Annotated in this window: 25 protein-coding genes; 8 read left to right on the top strand and 17 right to left on the bottom strand. The window is 64.3% G+C overall.

Annotation, left to right across the window (positions count from 1 at the left end; all coding sequences use genetic code 11):
* Positions 1-22 precede the first annotated feature (22 nt).
* A complete protein-coding gene (locus VC352_RS07370; RefSeq protein WP_322978932.1) occupies positions 23-1249 on the top strand; it encodes an MFS transporter in 1227 nt (408 codons plus the stop codon).
* Here VC352_RS07370 and VC352_RS07375 read toward each other — a convergent pair whose 3' ends face one another.
* Positions 1250-1690: a DUF2269 domain-containing protein gene (locus VC352_RS07375; RefSeq protein ID WP_322978933.1), complete on the bottom strand. Its 441-nt coding sequence runs from the start codon at positions 1688-1690 to the stop codon at positions 1250-1252. It abuts the gene before it with no gap.
* An 85-nt stretch (positions 1691-1775) separates the two neighbouring features.
* Entirely contained in the window at positions 1776-3290 is a 1515-nt protein-coding gene (ilvA, locus tag VC352_RS07380) for a threonine ammonia-lyase, biosynthetic (protein WP_322978934.1), read from the bottom strand.
* Between the two features lie 159 nt (positions 3291-3449).
* Between ilvA and rpiA the strand changes: the two genes are divergently transcribed.
* Positions 3450-4121: a ribose-5-phosphate isomerase RpiA gene (gene rpiA / locus VC352_RS07385; RefSeq protein WP_322978935.1), complete on the top strand. Its 672-nt coding sequence runs from the start codon at positions 3450-3452 to the stop codon at positions 4119-4121.
* Between the two features lie 73 nt (positions 4122-4194).
* Here the strand turns inward: rpiA and VC352_RS07390 are convergent, their stop codons facing one another.
* Positions 4195-6414 (bottom strand): heavy metal translocating P-type ATPase, encoded by a 2220-nt coding sequence (locus VC352_RS07390; RefSeq protein ID WP_416340107.1) that lies wholly within the window; start codon positions 6412-6414, stop codon positions 4195-4197.
* Between the two features lie 78 nt (positions 6415-6492).
* On the opposite strand from VC352_RS07390, the gene cadR reads away from it, so the two are divergent.
* On the top strand, positions 6493-6945 hold the full coding sequence (cadR, locus tag VC352_RS07395; protein WP_322978936.1) for a Cd(II)/Pb(II)-responsive transcriptional regulator: 453 nt from the start codon (positions 6493-6495) through the stop codon (positions 6943-6945).
* A gap of 12 nt (positions 6946-6957) precedes the next feature.
* Here cadR and VC352_RS07400 read toward each other — a convergent pair whose 3' ends face one another.
* The 5 genes from VC352_RS07400 to VC352_RS07420 all read right to left on the bottom strand — a co-directional run bounded on the left by VC352_RS07400 (position 6958) and on the right by VC352_RS07420 (position 11558).
* Complete coding sequence (locus VC352_RS07400) at positions 6958-7866, bottom strand: SdiA-regulated domain-containing protein (protein WP_322978937.1); 909 nt, start codon at positions 7864-7866, stop codon at positions 6958-6960.
* Positions 7867-7927: 61 nt separating this feature from the next.
* Positions 7928-8275, bottom strand: coding sequence for a NirD/YgiW/YdeI family stress tolerance protein (locus VC352_RS07405; RefSeq protein ID WP_322978938.1), 348 nt, complete (start codon positions 8273-8275; stop codon positions 7928-7930).
* Between the two features lie 101 nt (positions 8276-8376).
* Positions 8377-9294, bottom strand: a complete 918-nt coding sequence (locus VC352_RS07410) for an SdiA-regulated domain-containing protein (RefSeq protein WP_322978939.1) — start codon at positions 9292-9294, stop codon at positions 8377-8379.
* 81 nt (positions 9295-9375) lie between these two features.
* On the bottom strand, positions 9376-10041 hold the full coding sequence (locus VC352_RS07415) for a fumarylacetoacetate hydrolase family protein (RefSeq protein WP_322978940.1): 666 nt from the start codon (positions 10039-10041) through the stop codon (positions 9376-9378).
* Between the two features lie 125 nt (positions 10042-10166).
* On the bottom strand, positions 10167-11558 hold the full coding sequence (locus tag VC352_RS07420; protein WP_322978941.1) for an FAD-binding oxidoreductase: 1392 nt from the start codon (positions 11556-11558) through the stop codon (positions 10167-10169).
* A gap of 181 nt (positions 11559-11739) precedes the next feature.
* Here VC352_RS07420 and serA point away from each other — a divergent pair, with 181 nt between their 5' ends.
* Positions 11740-12969, top strand: a complete 1230-nt coding sequence (serA, locus tag VC352_RS07425) for a phosphoglycerate dehydrogenase (protein ID WP_322978942.1) — start codon at positions 11740-11742, stop codon at positions 12967-12969.
* Between the two features lie 69 nt (positions 12970-13038).
* Here the strand turns inward: serA and VC352_RS07430 are convergent, their stop codons facing one another.
* Genes VC352_RS07430 through VC352_RS07440 form a run of 3 tightly spaced genes read right to left on the bottom strand, consistent with a single transcriptional unit; the run spans position 13039 to position 14646 of the window.
* On the bottom strand, positions 13039-13476 hold the full coding sequence (locus VC352_RS07430; protein WP_322978943.1) for a DUF4399 domain-containing protein: 438 nt from the start codon (positions 13474-13476) through the stop codon (positions 13039-13041).
* A 36-nt stretch (positions 13477-13512) separates the two neighbouring features.
* Positions 13513-14025, bottom strand: coding sequence for a DUF523 domain-containing protein (locus VC352_RS07435; RefSeq protein WP_322978944.1), 513 nt, complete (start codon positions 14023-14025; stop codon positions 13513-13515).
* A 3-nt stretch (positions 14026-14028) separates the two neighbouring features.
* Positions 14029-14646: a 2OG-Fe(II) oxygenase gene (locus VC352_RS07440; RefSeq protein WP_322978945.1), complete on the bottom strand. Its 618-nt coding sequence runs from the start codon at positions 14644-14646 to the stop codon at positions 14029-14031.
* A gap of 120 nt (positions 14647-14766) precedes the next feature.
* Between VC352_RS07440 and VC352_RS07445 the strand changes: the two genes are divergently transcribed.
* Positions 14767-15531, top strand: coding sequence for a hypothetical protein (locus tag VC352_RS07445; protein ID WP_322978946.1), 765 nt, complete (start codon positions 14767-14769; stop codon positions 15529-15531).
* 190 nt (positions 15532-15721) lie between these two features.
* Here VC352_RS07445 and VC352_RS07450 read toward each other — a convergent pair whose 3' ends face one another.
* Positions 15722-16663, bottom strand: coding sequence for an alpha/beta hydrolase (locus VC352_RS07450; protein ID WP_322978947.1), 942 nt, complete (start codon positions 16661-16663; stop codon positions 15722-15724).
* A gap of 111 nt (positions 16664-16774) precedes the next feature.
* On the opposite strand from VC352_RS07450, the gene VC352_RS07455 reads away from it, so the two are divergent.
* Positions 16775-17347 carry a DUF6436 domain-containing protein gene (locus VC352_RS07455; RefSeq protein WP_322978948.1) on the top strand — a complete coding sequence of 191 codons (573 nt, stop codon included), beginning with the start codon at positions 16775-16777 and terminating at the stop codon, positions 17345-17347.
* Here the strand turns inward: VC352_RS07455 and VC352_RS07460 are convergent.
* Positions 17344-18357: an AraC family transcriptional regulator gene (locus tag VC352_RS07460; RefSeq protein ID WP_322978949.1), complete on the bottom strand. Its 1014-nt coding sequence runs from the start codon at positions 18355-18357 to the stop codon at positions 17344-17346. The genes VC352_RS07455 and VC352_RS07460 overlap by 4 nt on opposite strands.
* 123 nt (positions 18358-18480) lie before the next feature.
* On the opposite strand from VC352_RS07460, the gene VC352_RS07465 reads away from it, so the two are divergent.
* Complete coding sequence (locus VC352_RS07465) at positions 18481-20859, top strand: penicillin acylase family protein (protein WP_322979006.1); 2379 nt, start codon at positions 18481-18483, stop codon at positions 20857-20859.
* A 543-nt stretch (positions 20860-21402) separates the two neighbouring features.
* On the opposite strand, the gene VC352_RS07470 is transcribed toward VC352_RS07465, so the two are convergent.
* The gene (locus VC352_RS07470; protein WP_322978950.1) at positions 21403-21846 is read right to left on the bottom strand and encodes a hypothetical protein; all 444 of its coding nucleotides are present in this window, start codon (positions 21844-21846) and stop codon (positions 21403-21405) included.
* Here VC352_RS07470 and trmL point away from each other — a divergent pair.
* The gene (gene trmL, locus VC352_RS07475; RefSeq protein ID WP_322978951.1) at positions 21845-22309 is read left to right on the top strand and encodes a tRNA (uridine(34)/cytosine(34)/5-carboxymethylaminomethyluridine(34)-2'-O)-methyltransferase TrmL; all 465 of its coding nucleotides are present in this window, start codon (positions 21845-21847) and stop codon (positions 22307-22309) included. The two genes, VC352_RS07470 and trmL, sit on opposite strands and share 2 nt — an antisense overlap.
* A 912-nt stretch (positions 22310-23221) precedes the next feature.
* On the opposite strand, the gene secB is transcribed toward trmL, so the two are convergent.
* The 3 genes from secB to VC352_RS07490 are packed head-to-tail and all read right to left on the bottom strand — an operon-like array spanning position 23222 to position 24405.
* Positions 23222-23701, bottom strand: coding sequence for a protein-export chaperone SecB (gene secB / locus VC352_RS07480; RefSeq protein WP_322978952.1), 480 nt, complete (start codon positions 23699-23701; stop codon positions 23222-23224).
* Between the two features lie 28 nt (positions 23702-23729).
* Positions 23730-23990: a glutaredoxin 3 gene (gene grxC, locus VC352_RS07485; RefSeq protein ID WP_322978953.1), complete on the bottom strand. Its 261-nt coding sequence runs from the start codon at positions 23988-23990 to the stop codon at positions 23730-23732.
* 1 nt (position 23991) lies between these two features.
* A complete protein-coding gene (locus VC352_RS07490; protein ID WP_322978954.1) occupies positions 23992-24405 on the bottom strand; it encodes a rhodanese-like domain-containing protein in 414 nt (137 codons plus the stop codon).
* Positions 24406-24504 lie beyond the last annotated feature (99 nt).

The following is a 24504-nucleotide window of genomic DNA, read 5'->3' on the forward strand; positions in this document are numbered from 1 at the left end:
CCCAGGCGCCAAAGGAGTTGCCATGCCGCGCCACGTCGATCAAGCCGCTTCGCGACCTCTCGTGGTCGTGGCACTGGCAACGGCGCTTTGCCTGGCTGGCGACTCGATGTTGTATATCGCCTTACCTGTCTACTGGCGGGAAGTGGGCCTCGATGCGCTTTGGCAGGTCGGTGTACTGCTTTCGGTGAACCGGCTGATTCGTCTGCCGTTCAATCCACTGATCGGCTGGCTTTATCAGCGCATCAGCCTGCGAACCGGCTTGCTGTTGGCCACCTTGATCGGCGCCACCACGACCTTGGGCTACGGTATCGCCAAAGGCTTTATCGCCTGGCTGCTATTACGCGCCGCATGGGGAATCGGCTGGTCGCTGTTTCGCATTGGCGGCCTGTCGGCGGTGGTCTACTGCTCCAACGGACAGTCGCGCGGCCAGGCAATGGGCCTGTACAACGGCCTCTACCGGCTTGGCAGCCTTGCGGGCATGCTGCTCGGCGGATTACTGGTACCCATCTATGGATTACCCGCGCTGGCCTTGAGCTTTACCGGCCTGGCTCTGCTTGGTCTGCCGTTGCTGCTCTGCCACTTCCACCTACCCGCCGGCTATGGCGAACAGCGGCTCGCACCTGCATCCGGTATCAATGCCCCGCATGAACGAAGGTCGACCAGCGGAGCCTATGCAATCCTCGTCAACGGCTTTTGCGTCGCCTTGCTGATTCAGGGTGTGTTGGCCGCAACGCTGAGCGCGCTGATCGCTCATTTCTACGGCAGCGAGCTCGATGTATTCGGCCTGTTGCTCGGCGCCACTGCCTTGTCCGGCATCCTGCAAGCGCTGCGCTGGTCATGGGAGCCCTGGCTGGGTAAACGCGTTGGCGCCTGGTCTGATCGCCCGGCAGGTCGCTCGCGACTCTACGGATGGGCGCTGATGGGCGCTGCGGCGAGCTTTGGCCTGATGGCCAGCGGCCTGCCACTGATCGCCTGGATTGCGGTAAGCGTACTGGTGATGCTACTGGCGACCGGGCTGACCACACTATCGGACGCGCTTGCAAGCGACGTCGCCAGCACCGGTAATGTGGTCGCCTTCATGACGCGCTACTCGGTAGCCCAGGATCTCGGCGCCGCGCTTGGCCCCCTGCTCGCCTACCTGTTGATAGGCCTGAACAACGGCTTCGCCTGGCTGTACTGGGGCGGTTCGTTGATCTACCTGTTACTGGCCTTCACCTGGCTACGCCCGGCCAGGCCCATGCACGCCTGATCAGACCGGCTTGGCGCCCATCAGCGCCATGATGGCGATCAGCAAGACCAGAATGAGCCCGGCATAGATCAGACACAGACGCTTGAGCGCTGTCGGCGCCGGCGTATCGCCCAGCGCACGCCAGACGGCCAGACGACCGGCCAGCAGCAGGCCGAGCAACATCATCACGCCATACAGAATGCTACCCAGCAGCAGCCAGGTTTGCCCCAGCGGCCAGCCGGCGGTATTGACCAGCCAGTAGCCGGTAATCGGCAGGCTCAGTGCCAACACGGCGAATGCCGGGAAGCTGAACAACAGGGTCACACGCAGCTTGCGCGCCAGCACGGCCGCATCACCACCGCGCTGCGCCTTGAACAGCATGAAACTGTGGGCGATCAGGCCCAGCAGCAACAACACGCCTGGGGCGCTGTGGAGAATGCGAACCAGCAGGTAGTGTTCCATCGTGGTTTCCTTTTATTCGGCGATTAAGTAGGGCGGGTGCAACCCGCCAGAACGCGGCGGCGGGTTATACCCGCCCTACCCGTGCTCAGCCGAGAAACAGCTTGTAGGCCGGATTCTCGCTCTCGTCCCAGTAGGGATAACCGATGGCGTCCAGCGCCTCCGGCACCAGATGGCGTTCGTCTTCCGGCACCTGCAGCGCGGCCAGCACACGGCCATCGGCAGCGCCGTGGTTGCGGTAGTGGAACATCGAGATGTTCCAGCGCCCGCCCAGCTTCTGCAGGAAGTTGAACAGCGCGCCCGGCCGCTCGGGGAACTCGAAGCGCAGCACCATTTCGTCGCCGACGCCCGCTGCATGGCCACCGACCATGTGACGGATATGCAGCTTGGCCAGCTCGTTCTCGGTTAGATCCAGCACCGGGAAGCCCTGCGCGCGCAAGCCCTCGACCAGCGCGGCACGCGGATCGTTCTCCGGGTGAGTCTGCACGCCGACGAAGATGTGCGCTTCACGCCCCGTGTGATAGCGGTAGTTGAATTCGGTGATCTGGCGCTTGCCCAGCGCCTCGCAGAAGGCCTTGAAGCTGCCGGGCTGCTCGGGGATGGTCACAGCGATGATCGCCTCGCGCTTCTCGCCCAGCTCGGCGCGCTCGGCGACATGGCGCAGGCGGTCGAAATTGACGTTGGCGCCGGAGTCGATGCCCACCAGCACCTCGCCCTTGGCGCCCTCGCGCTCGACGTACTTCTTGATCCCGGCCACGGCCAGAGCGCCGGCCGGCTCGGTGATCGAGCGGGTGTCATCGTAGATGTCCTTGATCGCCGCACAGATTTCGTCGGTGCTGACGGTGATCACTTCATCGACGTGATGCTTGCAGATGTCGAAGGTGTGCTGGCCGATCTGCGCCACCGCCACGCCATCGGCGAACAATCCGACGGTTGGCAGCACCACGCGCTCGCCCGCTGCCATCGCCTGCTGCAGGCAGTTGGAGTCGTCCGGCTCGACGCCGATCACCTTGATCTCGGGGCGCAGGTACTTCACGTACGCCGCGATACCGGAGATCAGGCCGCCGCCGCCGACCGGCACGAAGATGGCGTCGATGCGCCCCTGGTGCTGACGCAGCACCTCCATGGCCACAGTGCCCTGGCCAGCGATCACCAGCGGATCGTCGTACGGATGGATATAGGTGTAGCCCTTCTCTTCCACCAGTTTCAGCGAATGCGCCAGCGCCTCGGGGAAGGCGTCGCCGTGCAGCACCACCTTGCCACCACGCGAACGCACGCCCTGCACCTTCAGCTCCGGAGTGGTGCGGGGCATGACGATGGTCGCCTTCACCCCCATGTGCTTGGCGGCCAGGGCCAGGCCCTGGGCGTGGTTGCCAGCCGAGGCAGTGACCACGCCGCGCGCCAGATCTTCGGCGGACAGCTGTGCCAGCTTGTTGTAGGCGCCGCGAATCTTGAACGAGTACACCGGCTGCAGATCCTCGCGCTTGAGCAGAATCTGGCTGCCCAGTCGCTCACTGAGCTGCCGGGCGGGTTGCAGCGGGGTTTCCACCGCGACGTCGTAGACGCGCGAGGTGAGGATCTTCTTCACGTACTGTTCGAGCATGGCGATTTCGCAGGCGTTCGGGCTTGGAGGGGACTGCCGAGTCTACCGCAGCGCCGCGCCGGGCGACCATACGAAACGCACGGGATTCAGCCCGCCAGAACGCCACTTGCGGCTATAATTCGCGCTTTATTCCCTCACCTTCCCAGGCATTCCCCCGCGATGAACCAGGATCAGCTGAAACAGGCCGTGGCCCAGGCCGCCGTCGACCACATTATCCCGCGCCTCGACAGCAAGAGCATCGTCGGCGTCGGTACCGGCTCCACCGCCAATTTCTTCATCGACGCGCTGGCCCAGCACAAGATGGAATTCGATGGTGCCGTGGCCAGCTCCGAAGCCACCGCCGCCCGTCTGAAAGGCCATGGCATCCCGGTGTACGACCTCAACGCCGTCAGTGATCTGGAGTTCTACGTCGACGGCGCCGACGAGAGCGACGAGCACCTGAACCTGATCAAGGGCGGCGGCGCCGCACTGACCCGCGAGAAGATCGTTGCCGCCGTGGCCAAGACCTTCATCTGCATTGCCGACGCCAGCAAGCTGGTGCCGGTGCTGGGCGAATTCCCGCTGCCGGTGGAAGTGATTCCGATGGCCCGCAGCCACGTGGCCCGCGAGCTGGTGAAACTGGGCGGTGATCCGGTCTACCGCGAGGGCGTGCTGACCGACAACGGCAACATCATCCTCGACGTGCACAACATGTCGATCACCGACCCGGTGAAGCTGGAAGCGGACATCAACGCCATCGTCGGCGTGGTCACCAACGGCCTGTTCGCCGCCCGCCCGGCCGATCTGCTGCTGCTCGGTACCGCTGAAGGCGTGAAAACGCTCAAGCGCTAAACCGTAGCCCGGATGAAATCCGGGAACATTGCGTCAGGTTCCCGGATTTCATCCGGGCTACGTAGGGTGGTGCTCACTTGCGCAACAGGCGCAAGCCGTTGAACACCACCATCAAGCTGACGCCCATGTCGGCGAACACCGCCATCCACATGGTCGCCTCGCCTGCCAGGGTCATACCCAGGAAGATCGCCTTGATGCCCAGCGCCAGGACGATGTTCTGCAGCAGGATCGCGTGGGTCTGTCGTGACAGGCGGACGAAGGCCGGAATCTTGCGCAGATCGTCGTCCATCAACGCGACATCTGCCGTCTCGATGGCGGTATCGGTGCCCGCAGCGCCCATGGCGAAGCCAATCTCGGCCCTGGCCAACGCCGGCGCATCGTTGATGCCATCACCGACCATGCCGACGACCTTACCCTGCGCCTGACGCGCCTCGACCCAGGCCAGCTTGTCTGTCGGCAGCAGGTCGCCGCGCGCCTCATCGACGCCGACCTGCTCGGCGATGGCAGCCGCGGTGTGAGCGTTGTCCCCGGTGAGCATGCAGGTGCGTACGCCCAGTTGGTGCAGTTCGGTGACCGCCTCGCGGCTGGTCTGGCGCACGGTGTCGGCCACTGCGAAAAGCATCAGCGCGCGCGTTTCATCGCACAGCACCACCACGCTCTTGCCCTGGCGCTCCAGCGCCTCCAGGCGCTCTTCCAGTTGCGCCGAGCAAAGCCCGAGGTCTTCGACCAGGCGATGGTTGCCGATATGAAGCAGCCTGCCGGCGATCCGCCCTTTGCTGCCGCGCCCCGGCAATGCCTCGAAATCCTCGACCTCAAGTGCCGCCTGCCCCTGCTCCTGGGCATGCAGAGCCAGCGCCCGGGAAACCGGGTGATCGGAGCGCGCGCCCAGGCTTGCCGCCCAGATGGCATGCACGGGCTCAGGCGTTTCCAGCAGGTGACGGCTGTCGGTCTGCACCGGCTTGCCATGGGTCAGGGTGCCGGTCTTGTCCAGCGCCAGCAGCGCCAGGTGCCGGCCATTCTCAAGATAGACGCCACCCTTGATCAAAATGCCCTTGCGCGCCGCCGCTGCCAGGCCGCTGACGATGGTCACCGGCGTGGAGATCACCAGCGCGCAGGGGCAGGCCACCACCAGCAACACCAGGGCGCGGTAGACCCAATCGAACCAGGCACCGCCCATGGCCAGCGGCGGCAGCACGGCGACCGCCAGGGCGAAGGCGAACACCAGCGGCGTGTAGAGACGAGAAAATTGATCGACGAAACGCTGGGTCGGCGCGCGCGCACCCTGCGCCTCCTCTACCGCATGAATGATGCGCGCCAGCGTGGTGTCGCGCGCTGCCGCCGTGACGCGGAACTCCAGCGAACCCACCTCGTTGATGGTGCCGGCGAACACCGGATCACCCACGCGCTTTTCCACCGGCAGGCTTTCCCCGGTGATGGGCGCCTGGTTGACGGTCGAAAAACCGCTGACAACCTCACCGTCGAGGCTGATGCGCTCACCCGGCCGTACCCGCACCACGGCATCGAGATCGATGGCCTGCACATCGATCTCCTGCCAGCTGCCGTCAGCCTGCCGCACCGTGGCACGCGACGGCGCCAGATCCATCAGCCCACGAATGGCATTGCGCGCCCGATCCAGTGAGCGCGCCTCGATCAACTCAGCGAGGGTGAACAGCACCATCACCATCGCCGCCTCGGGCCATTGGCCGATCAACACAGCACCGGTCACAGCGATGCTCATCAGCGCATTGATGTTGAGGTTGCGGTTCTTCAGGGCGATCCAGCCCTTCTTGTAAGTGTTCAGCCCGCACAGACCGATGGCGGCAAGGGCCAGCAACGCCACCAGCCACTCTGGGCCCAGCGAGACGAAGTGCACCCCCTCCGCAGCCGTCGCCATCAGGCTAGCCAGCGCCAGCGGCCACCAAGACTTCTGCTCTGGAGCGGCAACCGGCTGCTGCGTGCGGCCGGCCTCTTCGACCTGCGGGGTAAAGCCGAGGCCACGAATGGCGGGCAGTACCTGATCCAATGCACCCTGATCGTGACTGACGGTGAGCACACGCTGCAGCAGATTGAACTGCAGGCCCGCCACGCCAGGTAAGCGGCCCAGGGCATCGCGAATCAGGCGCTCTTCCGTCGGGCAGTCCATCTGTTCGATGCGGATACGGGTGTTCACCGCGCCATTGAGCGGCTCATCGACCGATGACACGAAGGTGCTGTGATCATGCTCGGCATGCTCATGGGGGTGGTCGTGGCGCGCGGGGGACTGCTCGTGCGAATGGTCGCAGCAGTGGCTCATGGCAACTCTCCGTCAGGTGTCTGTTGCCGAGTACACACCCTGTAGTCACTATAGGGTCAAGCAATCGGAGGGGATTCCATGAAAATCGGAGAATTGGCGAAGAAGGCCGGCTGCCAGGTCGAGACGGTGCGTTATTACGAGCGAGAAGGCCTGCTCCCGGCACCCGCACGCAGCGAAGGCAACTACCGCCTGTACGGCCCCGCGCACCTGGAGCGCCTGGTGTTCATCCGCAACTGCCGCACCCTGGACATGACACTGGAAGAGATCCAGCGCCTGTTGGCCCTGCGCGACCTGCCCCATGAGAGCTGCGCCGGCATCAACAGCCTGGTGGACGAGCACATCGAACACGTACAGGCGCGCATCGACAGCCTGCTGGCCCTGCGCGATCAGCTCAGCGAATTGCGTGATCGCTGCAACGGCCCGCAGGAGGCGGAGGACTGCGGCATCCTGCGTCAGCTCAACGTCAGCGGCGGCGTACAGCCGCTACCGGACGATGGTCATACCCATGTCGGCAAGAGCCATTCGCACTGAGCAGAACCACTCCTAAGGCTTGCGAAAGACGTAGAACAGATTCGGTTCACTGATCAGGTACAGGTTGCCGGCATCATCGGTCGCCACCCCTTCGGCCTGCGGTACGCTGCGTTCGAGGCCATGCTGGCCGCGCAACAGCGACAGGGTGCTGACCGGCTTGCCCTCGGCATTAAGCTCGATCACCAGGCGTGATTCGTCCGACAGCGCCAGCATATGGCCGGTGGCAGCGTCGAAATCCAGGCTGGAGAGATCCCGCACGAACAGGCGGGCATCGCGTTTGGGATCGGTATTGACCTGCAGCGCTAGCGGCTTGCTGTCGTCCACGTGCGGAAAGCCGAGCACTTCGAAGATGCGCACCGGGTCGCGCTCCTTGGCCACCAGCAAGCGCTGGTTGGCGGCGTCATAGGCCAGCCCTTCGAAGCCCTTGTTGCCATTGCGACCGATGCCCAGCGAAAGCTGCTGGAAGTCGGCCGAGTCGAGTACGCGCGTGGCATCGTCGATACGCACCTTGACCAGGCGCTGCTCACGCTCATCGGCAATCACGTAGGTGCCGGAGGCCACGTATTCGATGGCCTCGGGATCACCAAAACCTTGCAGATCGATGGTGCGCAGGAGGTCACCCTGCAGGCTCATCTCGATCACCTTGGCCGGTTTGTTGGTGACGCTGAACAGGCTGTTGCGATCCGGATCGAAGGTCAGCGCGGAAACATCACTGATCTCACCGATGGGCTTGGCCTCGATCACTGCGCGGTAGTCGCCCAGCCACAACGAACGCTCGCGCCACTGCTCGCCATGCTGCCACTCCTCGACGACGAACCAGGCACGCTCGAACAGACGATACTGCTGGGCTATTACGCCGACGGCCAGCAGCAGGAAACCAAGCAGATAGAACCAGGGATTGATGGCAAGCAGGCGGCGCATGGGCTCTCTCACGAAAAAACCCGCCACAGCGGGTCTGTGGCGGGTGAGCGGAACATCACGATCAGTTGATCAGTTCGACGCGGTCGACATCGATCTCACGGTTGTTGAAGTCCTTATCGACTTCGCCGGTCAGACGCACCTTGGCGGATTCCGAAACCTTCTGCGCCGGCCAGTCTTCGTCGTCGATCTCAACCTGGATGGTGCCGGTGGCGTCCTTGAACTCGTACAGCTCGTCCTGCAGGCGCTTGACGATCTGGCCTTCGAGTACGACATGGGTATCGTCGGCCGCCTGTTGCGCAGCGGATACGGTGGTGACCTGCGGAGTGGCGCCCGGGCCGGTGTAACCCGTGGCGAAAGCGGCGGTGCTGATCAGGGGAAGCATCATCAGAGCGAGAGCGGTGCGTTTCATGCTGTGAACCTCGTAGTTCGTAAGTGACGGGTTCAGATTAGTGCCGCTAGCTGAAGCCAGACTGAATCGCCGCTTAAGCCAAGCTGAACGCTCGCGTCCGCTCAGCCTGCGTCTGGCAGCGACTTGCGAAAGCGGTAGAACAGGTTCGGTTCGGCGACGATGTAGATATCACCGCTCTCATCCATGGCCACGCCCTCGGCCTGCTCGATGCTGCTGTCCAGGCCGTTGAGGCCACCTGCCAGGCTGAGGAAGCTGACCGGCTGACCGCTACGGTCGAGTTCCAGCAACAGACGCGATTCATCGGACAGCAGCAACAGGTGGCCGGTGCGCTCGTCGACGCTGAGCGAGGAAATATCGCGCAGCCCCAGATTGCCCGCCATCAGCGGCTGCAGCGTGCCTGCAGCGCCGTCCTCACCGGGGAAAGGCAACCTGAACAAGCCCAGCGGTCCGCGCTCCTTGCCGAGCAACAGGCTATGGCTACGCGAATCCCAGCCCAGCCCTTCGAACCCCTTGTTGCCCGCATCGGCAAAACCCAGGTCGAAGCCGGGAAAATCCGCGGCGTTCAGCTCTGGGGCATTGGCATCGAGGGTGAACGTGGTGAGCAGACGGCTGCGCTCATCGACGATGGCCATGCGGCCGTTATCCATCATTTCCACGCCCTCGGGATTGGCAAAACCCTTGAGCGGGATACGCCGCAGAATCTCCCCGTCGCGGGACAACTCGACGAGCAATGGATGTTTACCGGTGACGGTGAACAGCGTGCCGGTTCGCGGGTTGTAGGTCAGCCCGGAGGTTTCATCGTCTTCCAATCCGGCCAGGGCCTTGGCCTGCACCACTGCGCGATAACCGGGCAACCAGATACTGGCAAGACGGTTGACCAGGGGCGTGGAGCGCTCCTGCCACCAGAGCTGGGCGCGATCGTCCCAATGCTGGGTTTGCACCAGCACGCCTGCGGTCAGCAATGCGCAACCGAGGAGCCAGTTGCGCGGACGGATCAGAGAATAGCGGAGATAAGGCATCGGCGACGGCTCGGCTGCGCGGTAGCAATGCGACATCCGCTGTCGAGGGGAGTTCCGCCGCGATCATGCGGCGGTCATCGCTTATAGCACGCGACTGGTGAAGCGGCTATGACCGACCAGCTCGAGTGTCAGCTCGTCGTCTTTGTTCAGCGCACCGACGCCCACCGGTGTGCCGGTAAGGATCACGTCGCCCGACTGCAGGGCGAAATGCCCGGCCATGTGCTGGATCATCGCCACGATGGGGTTGAGCATGTCGCGGCTGTTGCCGTCCTGGCGGGTTTCGCCATTGATCACCAGGCGAATGCCGATATCGGTCAGATCCTCGATGGCATCGCCCGGCACGAAGGGCGCCAGCACGCAGGCGCCGTCGAAGCTCTTGGCGATTTCCCAGGGGTAGCCTTTTTCCTTGAGCCTGGCCTGCACGTCGCGCAGGGTCAGATCCAGGGCCGGGGCGAAGCCGCTGATGGCATCGCGCACTTCCTCGGCATCGGGCTTCTTCGACAGTGGTTTACCAATCAGCACGGCAATTTCCGCCTCGTAATGCACCGAACCACGATCCTCGGGAATGCTGAAACCACCATCGAGCGGCACCACGCAGGAGCCGGGCTTGATGAACAGCAACGGCTCGGTGGGCACCGGGTTGTTCAGTTCGGCGGCATGCTCGGCATAGTTGCGGCCGATGCAGACGACCTTGCCGAGCGGGAAGTGGACGGTGGTACCGTCGACGTACTGGTGCTGATAGCTCATCACCGACTCCTGTGTTGTTCGTATTGTGGGCATCGCGGCTTGTGGCCTGACGTCCTACCTTAAACGAGGCGGCGCCATCGTGCACCGCATACGAAAACGCCCATCGGTCGGATGGGCGTTTTGCGTCAGGCGAAGATCTTGCCGGGGTTCATGATCCCGTTGGGATCGAACACGGCCTTGATCGCTTTCATGCAGGCGATTTCCTCTGCAGAACGGCTGTACTGCAGGTAGTCACGTTTGGTCATGCCCACGCCATGCTCGGCGCTGATCGAGCCGTTGTACTTCTCGACGATCTCGAACACCCACTTGTTGACCACCGCGCACTTGGCGAAGAACTCTTCCTTGGCCAGCGCTTCGGGCTTGAGGATGTTTAGGTGCAGGTTGCCGTCACCGATGTGGCCGTACCAGAGCACGTCGAAGTCCGGGTAGTTGGCCGAAACGATGTCGTCGATGTCCTTGAGGAAGGCCGGTACCTGGCCGACGGTCACGGAGATATCGTTCTTGTACGGCGTCCAGTGGCTGATGGTTTCGGAGATGTACTCGCGCAGCTTCCACAGGTTTTCCAGCTGCTGCTGGCTCTGGCTCATCACGCCATCGAGCACCCAGCCCTGCTCGACGCAGTGCTCGAAGGTGGCCAGGGCTTCGTTGGCCACGTCCTCGTTCAGCGCCTCGAACTCCAGCAGGGCGTAGAACGGCGTGCGGCTCTCGAAGGGCGCCGGCACGTCGCCACGACCGAGGATCTTCTCCAGGCAGCGGTCGGAAAAGAACTCGAAGGCGGTCAGGTCGAGCTTGCCCTGGAAGGCGTGCAGCACCGGCATGATCGAATCGAAATCCGGCGTGCCGAGCACCATCGCGGTGAGGTTCTTCGGTGCACGCTCCAGGCGCATGGTGGCTTCGACGACGAAGCCCAGGGTGCCTTCGGCGCCGATGAACAGCTGGCGCAGGTCATAGCCGGTGGCGTTCTTGATCAGGTCGCGGTTCAGCTCCAGCAGCTCGCCGGTGCCAGTGACCACCTTCAGACCGGCGACCCAGTTACGGGTCATACCGTAGCGAATCACCTTGATCCCGCCGGCATTGGTGCCGATGTTGCCGCCAATCTGGCTGGAACCGCTGGAGGCGAAGTCCACCGGGTAGTACAGGCCCTTTTCTTCGGCGAACAGTTGCAGTTGCTTGGTCACCACGCCCGGCTGGCAGACCACGGTACGGTCGTATTCGTTGAAGCTGACAATGCGGTTCATGTAATCGAACGACACCACCACTTCGCCATTGGCTGCTACCGCCGCCGCAGACAGGCCGGTACGGCCGCCCGAGGGCACCAGGGCGATCTTGTGCTGGTTGGCCCAGCGCACGATGGCCTGTACCTGCTCGGCAGTCTTGGGGAAGACGATGGCCGAAGGTGCGGGCGCGTACTGCTTGGTCCAGTCCTTGCCGTAGGTTTCCAGGGAATCGGCGTCGGTCAGCACCTTGCCGGGCTCAACCAGGGTCTTCAGCTCTTCGATCTGGGCGGGGGTGGTCATCTACGGAACTCTCAAAGGATTCATGGTCGCCCTGAGAACCATTCAGGTCGCAACCGAGCATTGAAAAAGGCGAACATGCTAGCATACGCACCCCGTGAATCGAGCCATGCAGCGATCTGCGGGCACTGGCTGAGTTTCTCGGCCCTTCCCTGACATTCTTCTGTGGGACACAGGTACTCCGATGAGCAAGACCTCTCTCGAAAAGAGCAAGATCAAGTTCCTTCTTCTCGAAGGCGTGCACCAGAACGCCGTAGACACGCTGAAGGCCGCCGGTTACACCAACATCGAGTACCTCAAGACCGCCCTGTCAGGCGATGAGCTGAAAGAGAAGATCGCCGACGCTCACTTCATCGGCATTCGCTCGCGCACCCAACTGACCGCTGACGTCTTCGATTGCGCGAAGAAACTGGTCGCCGTCGGCTGCTTCTGCATCGGCACCAACCAGGTCGATCTGGATGCCGCCCGCGAGCGCGGTATCGCCGTATTCAACGCCCCCTATTCCAACACCCGCTCGGTAGCCGAGCTGGTGCTGGCCGAAGCCATCCTGCTGCTGCGCGGCATCCCCGAGAAGAATGCCTCCTGCCACCGTGGCGGCTGGATCAAGTCGGCGGCCAACTCCTTCGAAATCCGTGGCAAGAAGCTGGGCATCATCGGCTACGGCTCCATCGGCACCCAGCTTTCGGTGCTGGCCGAAGCCCTGGGCATGCAGGTGTATTTCTACGACACCGTGACCAAACTGCCACTGGGCAACGCCACGCAGATCGGCAGCCTGCACGAACTGCTGGGCCTGGCCGACATCGTCTCGCTGCACGTACCGGAGCTGCCGTCCACCCAGTGGATGATCGGTGAGAAGGAAATCCGCGCCATGAAGAAAGGCGCCATCCTGATCAACGCCGCCCGTGGCACCGTGGTCGAGCTGGATCATCTGGCCAACGCGATCAAGGACGAGCACCTGATCGGCGCCGCCATCGATGTGTTCCCGGTCGAGCCCAAGTCCAACGACGACATCTTCGAGAGCCCGCTGCGCGGCCTGGATCGCGTGATCCTGACCCCGCACATCGGCGGCTCCACCGCCGAAGCCCAGGCCAACATCGGCCTGGAAGTGGCCGAGAAGCTGGTCAAGTACAGCGACAACGGCACCTCGGTGTCCTCGGTCAACTTCCCCGAAGTGGCCCTGCCGGCCCATGCTGGCAAGCATCGTCTGCTGCACATCCACGAGAACGTGCCGGGCGTGATGAGCGAGATCAACAAGGTGTTCGCCGACAACGGCATCAACATCTCCGGTCAGTTCCTGCAGACCAACGACAAGGTCGGCTACGTGGTGATCGACGTCGACGCCGAGTACTCGGATCTGGCACTGGAGAAGCTGCAGCAGGTACATGGCACTATCCGTAGCCGCGTGCTGTTCTAAGCGATAGGCGGATGTGCAAAGGGCGACCCTCGGGTCGCCCTTTTTCGTTTGACTTGGCCGGTAGCCAGGTCACTTCACCGTCACGCTGATCTTCTCCGACATCACCGGCGGATCCAGCGGCACGTGGTTCTTGTCGCCCACCAGCAACTGCAGGGTGTGCTTGCCCGGCGGCAGGGTCAGCTCGGTTTCGGTCTGGCCCTTGCCGAAGTGGCGGATGGCGTCGGTCATCGGCAACGGCGCGTTCATCGCAGGCGGCGAATCGACATCGATCAGCAGATGATGGTGCCCGGTAGCCGGAGCATCGACACCAGCCGGCGCCACGCCCATGCCCTTGAGGCCGAACTTCACGGTAAAGGTCTGGCCGACCGTCGCGCCGTCGGCCGGCTCGATGAAGTACACCTTGGCGCCTTCCGGTGCGGGCGTGCGCGGCATGTCGGCCCAAGCGGTGGCGCTGGCACCCAGCAGCAAGGCCGCACAAAGGGAAATGGTATTCAGGGTTCGGGTCATCACAGCGTCCTCGAGCAAGGCAGAGAACGATGGACTCTAAACCGCGCCAGTCGTTCCCGCTTCGCTCTCCAATACCAGCAGGGCCTGTCGCGCCTCGTCGAGCTGCTGCTCATTGAACACCTGCACACCGGCACGACGCAGCAACGCGGCGGTCACGCCCTCGCCCGCGACACGTACACCGCTGAAGGAGCCGTCATAGTTTTCCAGATTGCCGCAGGACGGGCTGCGCGCCTTGAGCAAGGCCAGGCGGATGCCGTGCTCATGCACCAGCGCCAACGCCTGCTGCGCCCCCGCGACGAAGGCGCTGGTGACGTCGGCGCCGTCGATGGTCAGCACCGGCAAACGCCCATCCAGTACCTGCGCGCCCTGCCCACCGGCGATTTCGGCAGGCGGGCGAGGCGTCGGCAGGCCGCCGGCCACTTCCGGACACAAGGCCACCACCCGTCCCTCGTCCAGCCACTGCTGCAACAAATCGTACGGCCCATGCGCGCCACCGTCGTAACGCACGCGGTGGCCCAGCAGGCAGCGACTAACGAGAATCTTGTGCATGACTCAGAGCGGGCCATCGCCGCGACGGCGGAACCAGCCGGTCAGCGACAGGCGCTCACGTGTGGAGGCCAATACTTCGTGGGGCACTTCGGCGGACATGAACAGCACCAGGGTGCCAGCCAACGGCAACACGTCGCGCTCGCCACCATCGGGCAGGTACATGCGCAGCGCCCCGCCCTGCTCGGGCAGCCAGTCCTCGTTGAGGTAGATCACCGCCGACACGGTGCGTCGGTCGTCATCGCGGAAGCGGTCGAAATGACGCTGGTAGAAGGCTCCCGGCGCATAGCAGGCGAAATGGCACTCGAAGTCTTCCAGGCCCAGATAGAGGGCCTGGTTGAGCGCTTGGCGCAGCTCATCCATCAGAACCAGATAACGGTCACAGGCCTCGCTCTGCCCCGGCTCGACCCACTGGATGCGGTCGCCGCGAATGCCTTCCTGCACCTGCTGGGCCTCGCCCCGGCCTACGGCAGCGGCATGCAGATCACCGTTTTGCACACGTCGGTGGCACTCAGCGGCCAGTTCGCGGGTCAGAACTTGCGGGGCGAACAGCTCCTGCTGCGACCAACCCTGGCTGGCAAGGTCGTCGATGAGGGCTGTGAAAGAGGCGGAGAAGTCGGTCATGCCGGCGATTCTATCAGTGCCCAGCGAACTGCTCGACAAGCCATTGCCAGCCACCGAAAATAGCCGGCCGCCAAGCCCTCGCCACGTGGCCTGGTCAGGCGGTCTGCCAAGGAGTTTGCGATGCGTGTTCTGTTTGCCCTGTTGCTCTGTCTGGCCCTGCCGGCCATGGCCGACGACCATCTGCGCCTGTACCAGGCCGCTGGCTGGCCGCAGCAGCGCGAACATTTCAACCAGGCGCTGGATGCGGCTCAACTGCGCTATCGCAGCACGCTGCCCCCAGCCGTCTACCAGGCGCTGGTGGACAACAGCAACCAGCGCTTCGCCGCCGCCGCCATCGACCGCCGCGCCCAACACAGCCTGCGTATGGAGTTGGCCAATCCGCAGCCGGCGCTGGCCTTCTTCCAATCCGCACTGGGCCGCAAGATCGTCGCCGCCGAAGTGCTGGCCACGCGCAGCGATCAGTTGGCGCGCTATGCCAATGGCTTGCCGCGCACCGAGGCCGATGCCACCCGTCGCCTGCTGATCCGCCACCTGGCCCAGGCCCTGCCGGCCAAGGAAGCCGGTGCCGAAGTCAGCCTGGCCCTGGCCGGCGTGGCGGCCGACAGCCTCAGCCAGATGATCCCCGGCCTGCTCGGCGGCGGTCAGGCGCAGAGCCTGCTCAACGGTCAGCGTGAACGCCTGATGGCGCAGATCGACCAGGATCTGGACAACACTCTGCTGCACGTTTACCGCGACCTGTCCGACCCGGAACTGGAACAGTTCGTCGAGTTCGCCCAGTCAGCCGATGGCCAGGCCTACTACAAGGCCGCCCTGGCCTCGTTGCGTGCCGGCCTGGCCGTGGGCATGAGCAGCAGCGAGCTGGAGCCACCGCCGCAGGGTATCTGAAGCCAGAAGTCACCAAGCAAGGCGGCGGCACCTGCATGTAGGGCGGGCTCAGGAGCGAAGCGAACAGCCCGCCGGGCCAGGCCGATTCGGCACCACAACGCTCCAGCGAAACGCCACCGGCGTTCAGCCAGAACCTACCGCGCTCAGCCAATCGCGGATAAATCCGCTCCTACCACCTTGCAATTCCGTCCTATGCCAAACGCTCGCTGAGAAAGTCGAAGTAGCGTCGGCGCAACGCTTCGTTCTCGTTGGCCAGGTGATGTCGCGCCTCGGGCAGCCTCAGGATCTCTGGCTGGCGGAACTTGTCCTGCAGGACTTCGAGGTTGTAGCGCCAGTCCACCGTCATGTCCTCCTCTCCCTGTACGATCAGCGGGCTGTGCGGGCTGCGCGCTGCGCCTTCGATGCGCGGCACCCAGCGTTTCAGCGCGCCGACCCAGGCCGTGGGCAGGCTGCGCGGCTGCAGCGGGTCGAGGTTGTGAACGAAGTCGAGGAACGCCGCATCGCTGGAGTTCTCGCTGAAACGACGCGGAATCTCGCGCACGAACGGGCTGAGCAGGCGGTAGCTGAACTTCGACCAGTTCCATGCGCGCGGGCGCACCAGGGGCGCCAGCAGGATGCTCTGGCCCAGCTCGGGGCGCGTACCATCGCTGAGCAGATAATCCAGCAGGATCGCCCCGCCGGTGCTCTGCCCACAGAGATGCCAGGGTTGTGGCAGGCCCAGCTCGGCAGCCTGGGCGAACAGGCCGAGCAGCACCTGCTGGTACTCGGCGAAGTCACCAATGCTGGCCCGCGCCCCGCTGGACAGCCCATGCCCAGGCAGATCGCAGGCCAGCACGGCGAAGTTCAGACTCAGCGCCCAGTCGATCACGTGCCGGTACAGGCCCATGTGGTCATAGTAACCATGCAGCAGCAACAGGGTGCCGCGCGGCTCGGCCGGTGCCCAGAGTTGCACGGCGATCTGGTAGCCGGCGGCGCTGAACGTGCCAAGGCGGCAGTCCAAACCGGTGCGGCGTAACGCCTGATCAAGGCCATAGAAGCTGCGGTAGGCCTGCAGGGCGGGCAGGTCGAGGCGGGCTGCGGCCAAGGGTCGCAGCAAGGGGCGCAGTTGCTCGGGCTGGAACGGCTCTGACATGGGGTTTCCGACATGGCTCGCCTGGCGCGAGCGGAGGTTTCTCGATGCGCCGATATTCTGCTGCCGGGCGCGCCATGGCAAGCTAGACGCCCATTCGCCAGCTCTGCCCCCATGCCTCGCTCATCACGCACCCTCTGGATCGTCCTGCTCACCATCGCCTGCGCGGTGGCGCTGTTCATGGCCTATCGCTGGTTCGAGGCGCGCTACCTGCGCCCCTTCGACGAGCGCGCGGCCGTGTTCTCCGGCGCCGAACTGCGCCTGCCCGACGAACTGGCCGGGCCGGGGCCGATCCGCCTGGTGCATTTCTGGGATCCGGCCTGTCCGTGCAATGTCGGCAACCAGCAGCACCTGGCCGAGCTGATCGCCGGCTACGCGACCAAGGGTGTGGCCTTCTATGCCGTGCAACGGCCCGGCAGCAAGGGCAGCCTGCCGGCCGATCTGAGCGGTCTGCAGGTACTCGATGCGCTGCCAGGCAGCGAGGCCATCCCCGCCAGCCCGGCCGTGGCAATCTGGGATCAGCAAGGCCAGCTCGCCTACTTCGGCCCCTACAGCGAAGGGCTGACGTGCAACTCGAGCAACAGCTTCATCGAGCCGATCCTCGAAGCCCTGGCCGATGGGCGCCGCGTGGATGCCAGCAACACCCTGGCCGTCGGCTGCTTCTGCGATTGGCAGGCTGCCGACTAGCGCCCGCGCGGCGTTCCGCCCTGCCAGCGCCGAAACGCCCGGTAGAAAGGCGATAGCTCGGCAAAACCGCAGGCGCGGGCCACGTCGCGCACCGCCAGCCCCTGCTCCAGCAGGCTCAATGTCTTGAGGCGGCGCGCCTCGTCATGCAGCGCACGGAAGCTGCTGCCCTGCTCGCTCAGCGCGCGCTGCAACGCCGAGTAGGACAGCCCCAACGCCAGCGCGCAGCTACGCAGGTCGCAACTCGCCTGCCCCAGGTTGAGCTCCAGCCAATAGCGCACCCGCGCCAGCAACTGGTTTTCCACCAACTCGTCCAACTGCCGCTGGGCCTCCTCGACAAGCACCTCGAACAGGCGTGCATTGGCACTGCGCAGCGGCCTGGCGAGCACGGCACGCGGCAGGATCAGCGCATCGTGCGCTTGGCCAAACGTGGGCGTGACACCCAGCAGGCGGCGGTGCTCATGCAGACGACGCGGCGCCGCATGGCGGAACTCGACGCCCAGCAGCGGCAATGGTAGCGGGCAGGCCGCCGCCAGCATCTTGTGCAGCAGCAGAGCGAGGCACTCCATCTGCTGACGCAAGGAGCCGAAGCCCCGGTAGTTGAGGTCGATCACCAGGCGCACCTGCTCCTCGCCCTCCTCCAGCCGCGCGGCGAAACCACCGGAGAGGATGTGCTGGAAGCGTACGAAGGCCTGCAACCCCTGGCGCAGATCGCGCGCGGCCAGCAGCAGGTAGCCGACCACATCCATCGGCCGTGGCTGCATGGCCTCGGCCAGGTGCAGACCGATGTCGGCATCGCCACTGATCCCGGCGATCGCCTGCCAGAAGCGTGGGGCGTTGTCGTGATCCTCGCGCGCATCGTGCAGCGGCGAAGCCAACTGCACCCCGGCATAGGCACGCCGATAACTGTCGGTCGGATCCAGACGCAAAGCTGCCAACGCTTCGTACAACAAACGACGCAGGGTGGCGGAATGGGTCAGTGCGACGAATGCGGAGCGCTCGGCATCAGACATGGCAGGATCCAGGGCAGAATTGACCATAGACTTTCAAGCTTGCGGCATCTGGTCAATGCCAGCGCCGGGGTTGCTGCGCAGAATGCCCGCCTGCTGCCCCACAAGAACAAGGATCACCGCTCGATGAAACGCACCCTGACCGCCCTCGCCCTGATCGTTGCCGTCACCGCCGCAGGCGCTGGCTGGTACCTGCACGGCAAGCAGCCACAACGCGATGGCGAACTGAGCATGGCTGGCCTGCAGGCGCCAGTGACGGTGCGCTACGACGAGCGCGGCGTGCCGCATATCCAGGCGCAGAATCAGGATGACCTGTATCGCGCCCTGGGTTTCGTGCAGGCCCAGGATCGCCTGTTCCAGATGGAGCTGCTGCGGCGCCTGGCGCGCGGCGAGCTGGCCCAGGTGCTGGGGGAAAAGCTGCTGCCCACCGATCGCCTGTTCCGCACCCTGGAGATCGGTCGCCACGCCGACGCCCGCGCTGCCCAATTGGATGCCGGCAGCCCGTCCGTACACGCCCTGCAGAGTTACCTCGACGGCATCAACCAATACCAGGCCAGCCGCCCGCTGCCGGTGGAGTTCGACCTGCTGGGCATCGAGCCACGCCCCTTCACCGTCGCCGACACCCTGAGCGTCGCCGGCTACATGGCCTACAGCTTCGCCGCCGCGCTGCGCACCGAACCGCTGATGAGCTACGTGCGCGACAGCCTCGGCGCGGATTACCTGAAGGTCTTCGACCTCGCCTGGCACCCCGAGGGCGTGCTCGGTAACACACTGAATGCCGGCGACTGGAAGGATCTCTCCGCCCTCGCCCAGCTCAGCGACACGGCGCTGGCTGGCAGCGGCCTGCCGCAGTTCGAGGGCAGCAACGCCTGGGCCATTTCCGGCAGCCGCACGGCCAGTGGCAAACCGCTGCTGGCGGGCGACCCGCATATTCGCTTCTCCCTGCCGGCGGTGTGGTACGAAGCGCACCTGCAGGCGCCCGGCTACGAGCTGTACGGCTACCACCACGCGCTGATCCCCAGCGCCATGCTCGGCCACAACCGCGACTTCGCCTGGAGCCTGACCATGTTCCAGAACGACGACCTCGACCTGATCGCCGAGCGCGTCAATCCGGACAACCCCAACCAGGTCTGGTATCAGGGCCGCTGGGTCGACCTCGAGCAACGCACCGAAAGCATCCAGGTCAAGGGCGCCGAGCCGGTGCAGATCACCCTGCGCCGCTCGCCACACGGGCCTATCGTCAACGATGCCCTGGGCCAGAGCAGCGGCAGTACACCCATCGCCATGTGGTGGGCCTTCCTCGAGACCGACAACCCGATCCTCGACGCCTTCTACCAGCTCAACCGCGCCGATACCCTGGACAAGGCCCGCGCCGCTGCTGAAAAGATCGAGGCGCCCGGCCTCAACGTGGTCTGGGCCAACGCCACCGGCGATATCGGCTGGTGGGCCTCGGCCAAGCTGCCTCTACGCCCTGCCGGGGTCAACCCGACCTTCATCCTCGACGGCAGCAGCGGCGAGGCGGACAAGCCCGGCTATCACCCTTTCAGCGACAATCCGCAGGAAGAGAACCCCGCGCGTGGCTATATCGTCTCGGCCAACTACCAGCCGGTACCCGCCAGCGGCATCGAGATTCCCGGCTACTACAACCTGCCTGATCGCGGCCAGCGCCTGAACCAGCGCCTGAGCGACGCCTCGGTGAAGTGGGATCAGAATAATAGCCAGGCCCTGCAACTCGATACCGGCACCGACTACCCCAAGCGCGTGCTGGCGCCGATCCTCGACGAACTGCGTAGCGCCGCCCAGGGCGAACGGGAACAGGCCCTGGTGCAACGCCTGGCCGAGTGGAATGGCGAGCACCCGCTGGACTCGGTGGCCGCAACCCTGTTCAACCAGTTGCTCTATCAACTGGCGCACGAGGCCATGGCCGACGAACTGGGCGATGCCTTCTTCGACAGTCTGTTGCAGAGTCGCGTGCTCGATGTCGCCCTGCCGCGCCTGATGGCCGATGCGCAATCGCCCTGGTGGCAGCGCAAGGGTGCTAGCGGCACGCAAACCCGCGCGCAGATCGTCGCCGATGCCTGGCGTGCCAGCCTGGCGCACCTCAGCGAACAATTCGGCGATGACCCGCAGACCTGGCAATGGGGCCGCGCCCACACCCTGACCCACGCTCATCCGCTGGGCATCCAGCAGCCGCTGGCCTGGCTGCTCAACGCCGGCCCCTTCGCCGCACCGGGCAGCCACGAGGTACCGGACAACCTTTCGCACAAGATCGGCCCGGCGCCCTGGCAGGTGGTCTACGGCCCCTCGACGCGCCGCCTGATCGACCTGGCCGATGCCAGCAAGGCGCTCGGCAGCAACCCGGTCGGCCAAAGCGGCGTGCCCTTCGACGCGCACTACGCCGACCAGGCCGCCGGTCATGTGCTGGGCGTCTACCGGCCGCAACACCTGAGCGAGGCGGACGTGGCCACCCACACTCAGGGCACCCTGCAACTACTCCCCCGCTGAAGCCCGGCTATGCAGCGTGGTGCACACAAGGTGCATCACGCTGCTCTGTGGTGCACACCCTCCCGCCTTCGGCCCTGACAACGCTCGCCAGAGCGCTCTACAGCCCGCCAAATCTGGCCTTGCGGGCCAGGTAATAAAATTGGCACACGCCCTGCATAGGCTAAGACAATCCGATTTTCGGGGACCTTGGTACAGGCAGGCCGGGGAATCCCCTTCTTTATTCGCCGTGACGTACGTGTCACATGCCGTGCGCCACAGCCCGCTCGACGAGCTTGGCGCCACCGGTTTCGGGGGCCTTGGTACAGGCAGGCCGGGGAATCCCCCTCTTTATTCGACGCGCCGTATGCGTCACATGCCGCGCCACAGCTCGTTCGACGAGCGTGGCGCCACCCGTTTCGGGGACCTTGGTACAGGCAGGCCGGGGAAACCCCTTCTTTATTCGACGCGACGTGCGCGTCACATGCCGCGCCACAGCTCACTCGACGAGCGTGGCGCCACCCGCTTCGGGGACCTTGGTACAGGCAGGCCGGGGAATCCCCTTCTTTATTCGGGACGCAGCGCCAGTTGCACTCGCCAGCGCCCATCCACCTCGCTACCGCGCCATTCCCCGCTCAGCGGGCGTGGCGACACCAGCACCAGCAGCAAATCCCGCCCGTCGCGCTCGATGCGCCAGTTCACCAGCCCCAGCGGCAGCTTCAGTTGCCCTTCACGCACCCGACCGTAAGCATCCTCGAAGCGATAGACCAGCGCCCCCTCGACCCGCTCGGCCTGCGTCTGCGGCTCACGGTTGAACCAGAGCTGCAGGCCCTGCTCCCAGGCCTCGGCATCCGCGATACGCAGCCGTGGCGGATCGAACACGCGACCGATCATCAGGCCGACGAGAAAGGCGATCAACATCACCGATGCCATGAAACGCCAGCGCAAACGCGGCCGCGGATCTTCCGGCGGCGTAGAATGGCGCTCGTCCCAGTGCTCGGAGTGCTGCATGTTCCACGTCATCCTCTTTCAACCGGAAATCCCGCCCAATACCGGCAACATTATCAGGCTATGCGCCAACAGCGGCTGCCAGTTGCACCTGATCGAGCCTTTGGGCTTCGAACTGGACGACAAGCGCCTGCGCCGCGCTGGCCTGGATTATCACGAATACGCCACGCTCAAGCGTCATGCCGACCTGCCAAGCTGCCTGGAAAGCCTCGGCCAGCCGCGCCTGTTCGCCTTCACCACCAAGGGCTCGCAGCCGTTTCACGAGATCGCCTATCAGCCTGGAGATGCCTTTCTGTTCGGCCCGGAGAGTCGTGGTCTGCCGGAGGAGGTGCGTAACGCCCTGCCGCCAGAGCAGCGCGTGCGCTTGCCGATGCGTGCGGGTTGCCGCAGCCTGAACCTGTCCAATACGGTGGCGGTGACCGTTTACGAGGCCTGGCGGCAGAACGGGTTCGCCGAGGCGGATTGAGGCGGCAGGCAAGGTTCTTCGTAGTTTTTAGTGGAAGGCAGTTCTGACACCGCGCTGGCAAGTTTGTGTTGGCGTGTTGGTTGTTCAGGTGTCCGTTCCGAATTGCCGCGTTTCTGCCGGTGTTTTTTGTTTCGCCCTCCTGGGCGAGTGACTTTGCGGGCAAAGTCACCAAACCCTTCCGCCCGTTCATCCGGCCCTCGCTACGCGAGGGTTCGCTCACTCCATCGTCGCTCCAGAGGCCCGCCGCGGTGGGCCATCCCTGGCCCATCGCGGCTCTCGCGACATCCATGCCGCTCGACCTCTTCCACGACGACTCCGTTCGCCCTCCTGGGCGGGCTATGCACGCGCCTGAACCCTAGGTAACCCAGAATTAGCATGGAGTTATTGAACATGGGTCAGCCTTAGGGCTGACCGGAATGCCGACTGAAAGCCGGCAAGCTAAAACTACGTGAATGAAAGTATTGGTTTAACTCGACGGCCACATCGCAACTTCACAGCTACCAGAACACGCCGGGCGCACCATGGAATGCCAGTTCGTTCAGGCGCGCGAATGTCCCCTTCAGGAGGGTGAGTGGAATCGTTGCGTAGAGGGGCGAGCGGCATGGATGCCGCGAGAGGCTTAAAGGGCCAGGGATGGCCCTTGTAAGCAGACCCTCGGAGCAACGATGGAGCGAACGAACCCTGGCGCAGCTAGGGCCGGATGATGGGGTGCGCTTTCTTTTGCTTACTTTTCTTTGCGCACTTCAAAGAAAAGTGAGTCGCCCGAGGGGGCGAAACCCGGAATATCTGAAGACACCCAAAGCGGCGTCCAGAACACCAACACAAGCCAACACACAAACTTGCCGGTCAGGCATGCCCCCACAAAACGCAAAAAGCGCCCCGAAGGGCGCTTTTCATACAACCGAGCCGCGCTTAGTGAGCGGTAGCTTCGCCAGCCTGCTGCATGCGCTGCAGCTCCTGCGCGTACAACGCGTCGAAGTTCACCGGCGACAGCATCAGGGCCGGGAACGAGCCACGGGTCACCAGGCTGTCCAGCGCTTCACGAGCGTACGGGAACAGGATGTTCGGGCAGAAGGCCCCCAGGGTGTGGCTCATGGAAGCGGCGTCCAGGCCCTTGATCAGGAAGATGCCAGCCTGCTGCACTTCAGCGATGAAGGCCACTTCTTCACCGTTCTTCACGGTCACCGACAGGGTCAGCACCACTTCGTGAAAGTCACCTTCCAGCGCCTTCTGGCGGGTGTTCAGATCCAGGCCGACGCTCGGCGTCCACTCCTGACGGAAGATTTCCGGGCTCTTCGGCGCTTCGAAGGACAAGTCCTTGACGTAGATGCGCTGCAGGGAGAATTGCGGGTTCTGCGCTTCGGCGGCGCCGCTGTTGGCTTGCTCGGTCATGGCTCGTGCCTTCCTTAAAGTTGGGGTTTCAAGCGGTGCCCTGCAGCAGCGCATCGAGCTTGCCGGCGCGCTCCAAGGCATAGAGGTCGTCACAGCCACCCACATGAGTGCTGCCGATCCAGATTTGCGGTACCGAGGTGCGCCCGGCCTTGCGGGTCATCTCCGCGCGCACGGCTGGCTGGCCATCGACGCGAATCTCCTCGAAATCCACCCCTTTGCTGGCCAGCAGTTGCTTGGCACGGATGCAGAAGGGGCACCAGTCGCTGGAGTAGATGACCACGCTGGTCATGTCACTTCACCAGCGGCAGGTTATCGCCGCGCCAGGTGGCGATACCACCGGCCAGCTTGGCCGAGGTGTAACCGGCTTTCTTCAGTTCGCGGGCGATGCTGCCAGCGTGCTGGCCCATGGCGTCGACCACCACGATGGTCTTGGCCTTGTGCTTTTCCAGTTCGGCGATGCGCGCGGCCACTTTCTCGTAGGGAATGTGCAGCGAGTCGACAATATGGCCGGCAGAAAAATCCTTCTGCGAACGCACGTCGAGCACCACGCCCTTGTCGCTGTTGACCAGCGCGGTCAGCTCGCGGCTGGACAGGCTCTGCCCGCCCTTGCGCAGTTCGGTGACGATCAGCAGCACCAGCAGAACGACGAAGGTTCCGGCCAATACATAGTGGTGGGTAACGAACTCAATCAGGTTGGCGAACATCTATAAGGCCCAGGACGGTAAAATGCCGGCCAGTATACACAGCCCCACAGGTCGGCCAAACCCCGTCTGGCAGTGACGCGCCAGGCGCTTGGCCCTAGA

It is taken from the genome of Pseudomonas sp. C11 (genome assembly GCF_034683865.1).
In the GTDB taxonomy this organism is placed as follows: domain Bacteria; phylum Pseudomonadota; class Gammaproteobacteria; order Pseudomonadales; family Pseudomonadaceae; genus Aquipseudomonas.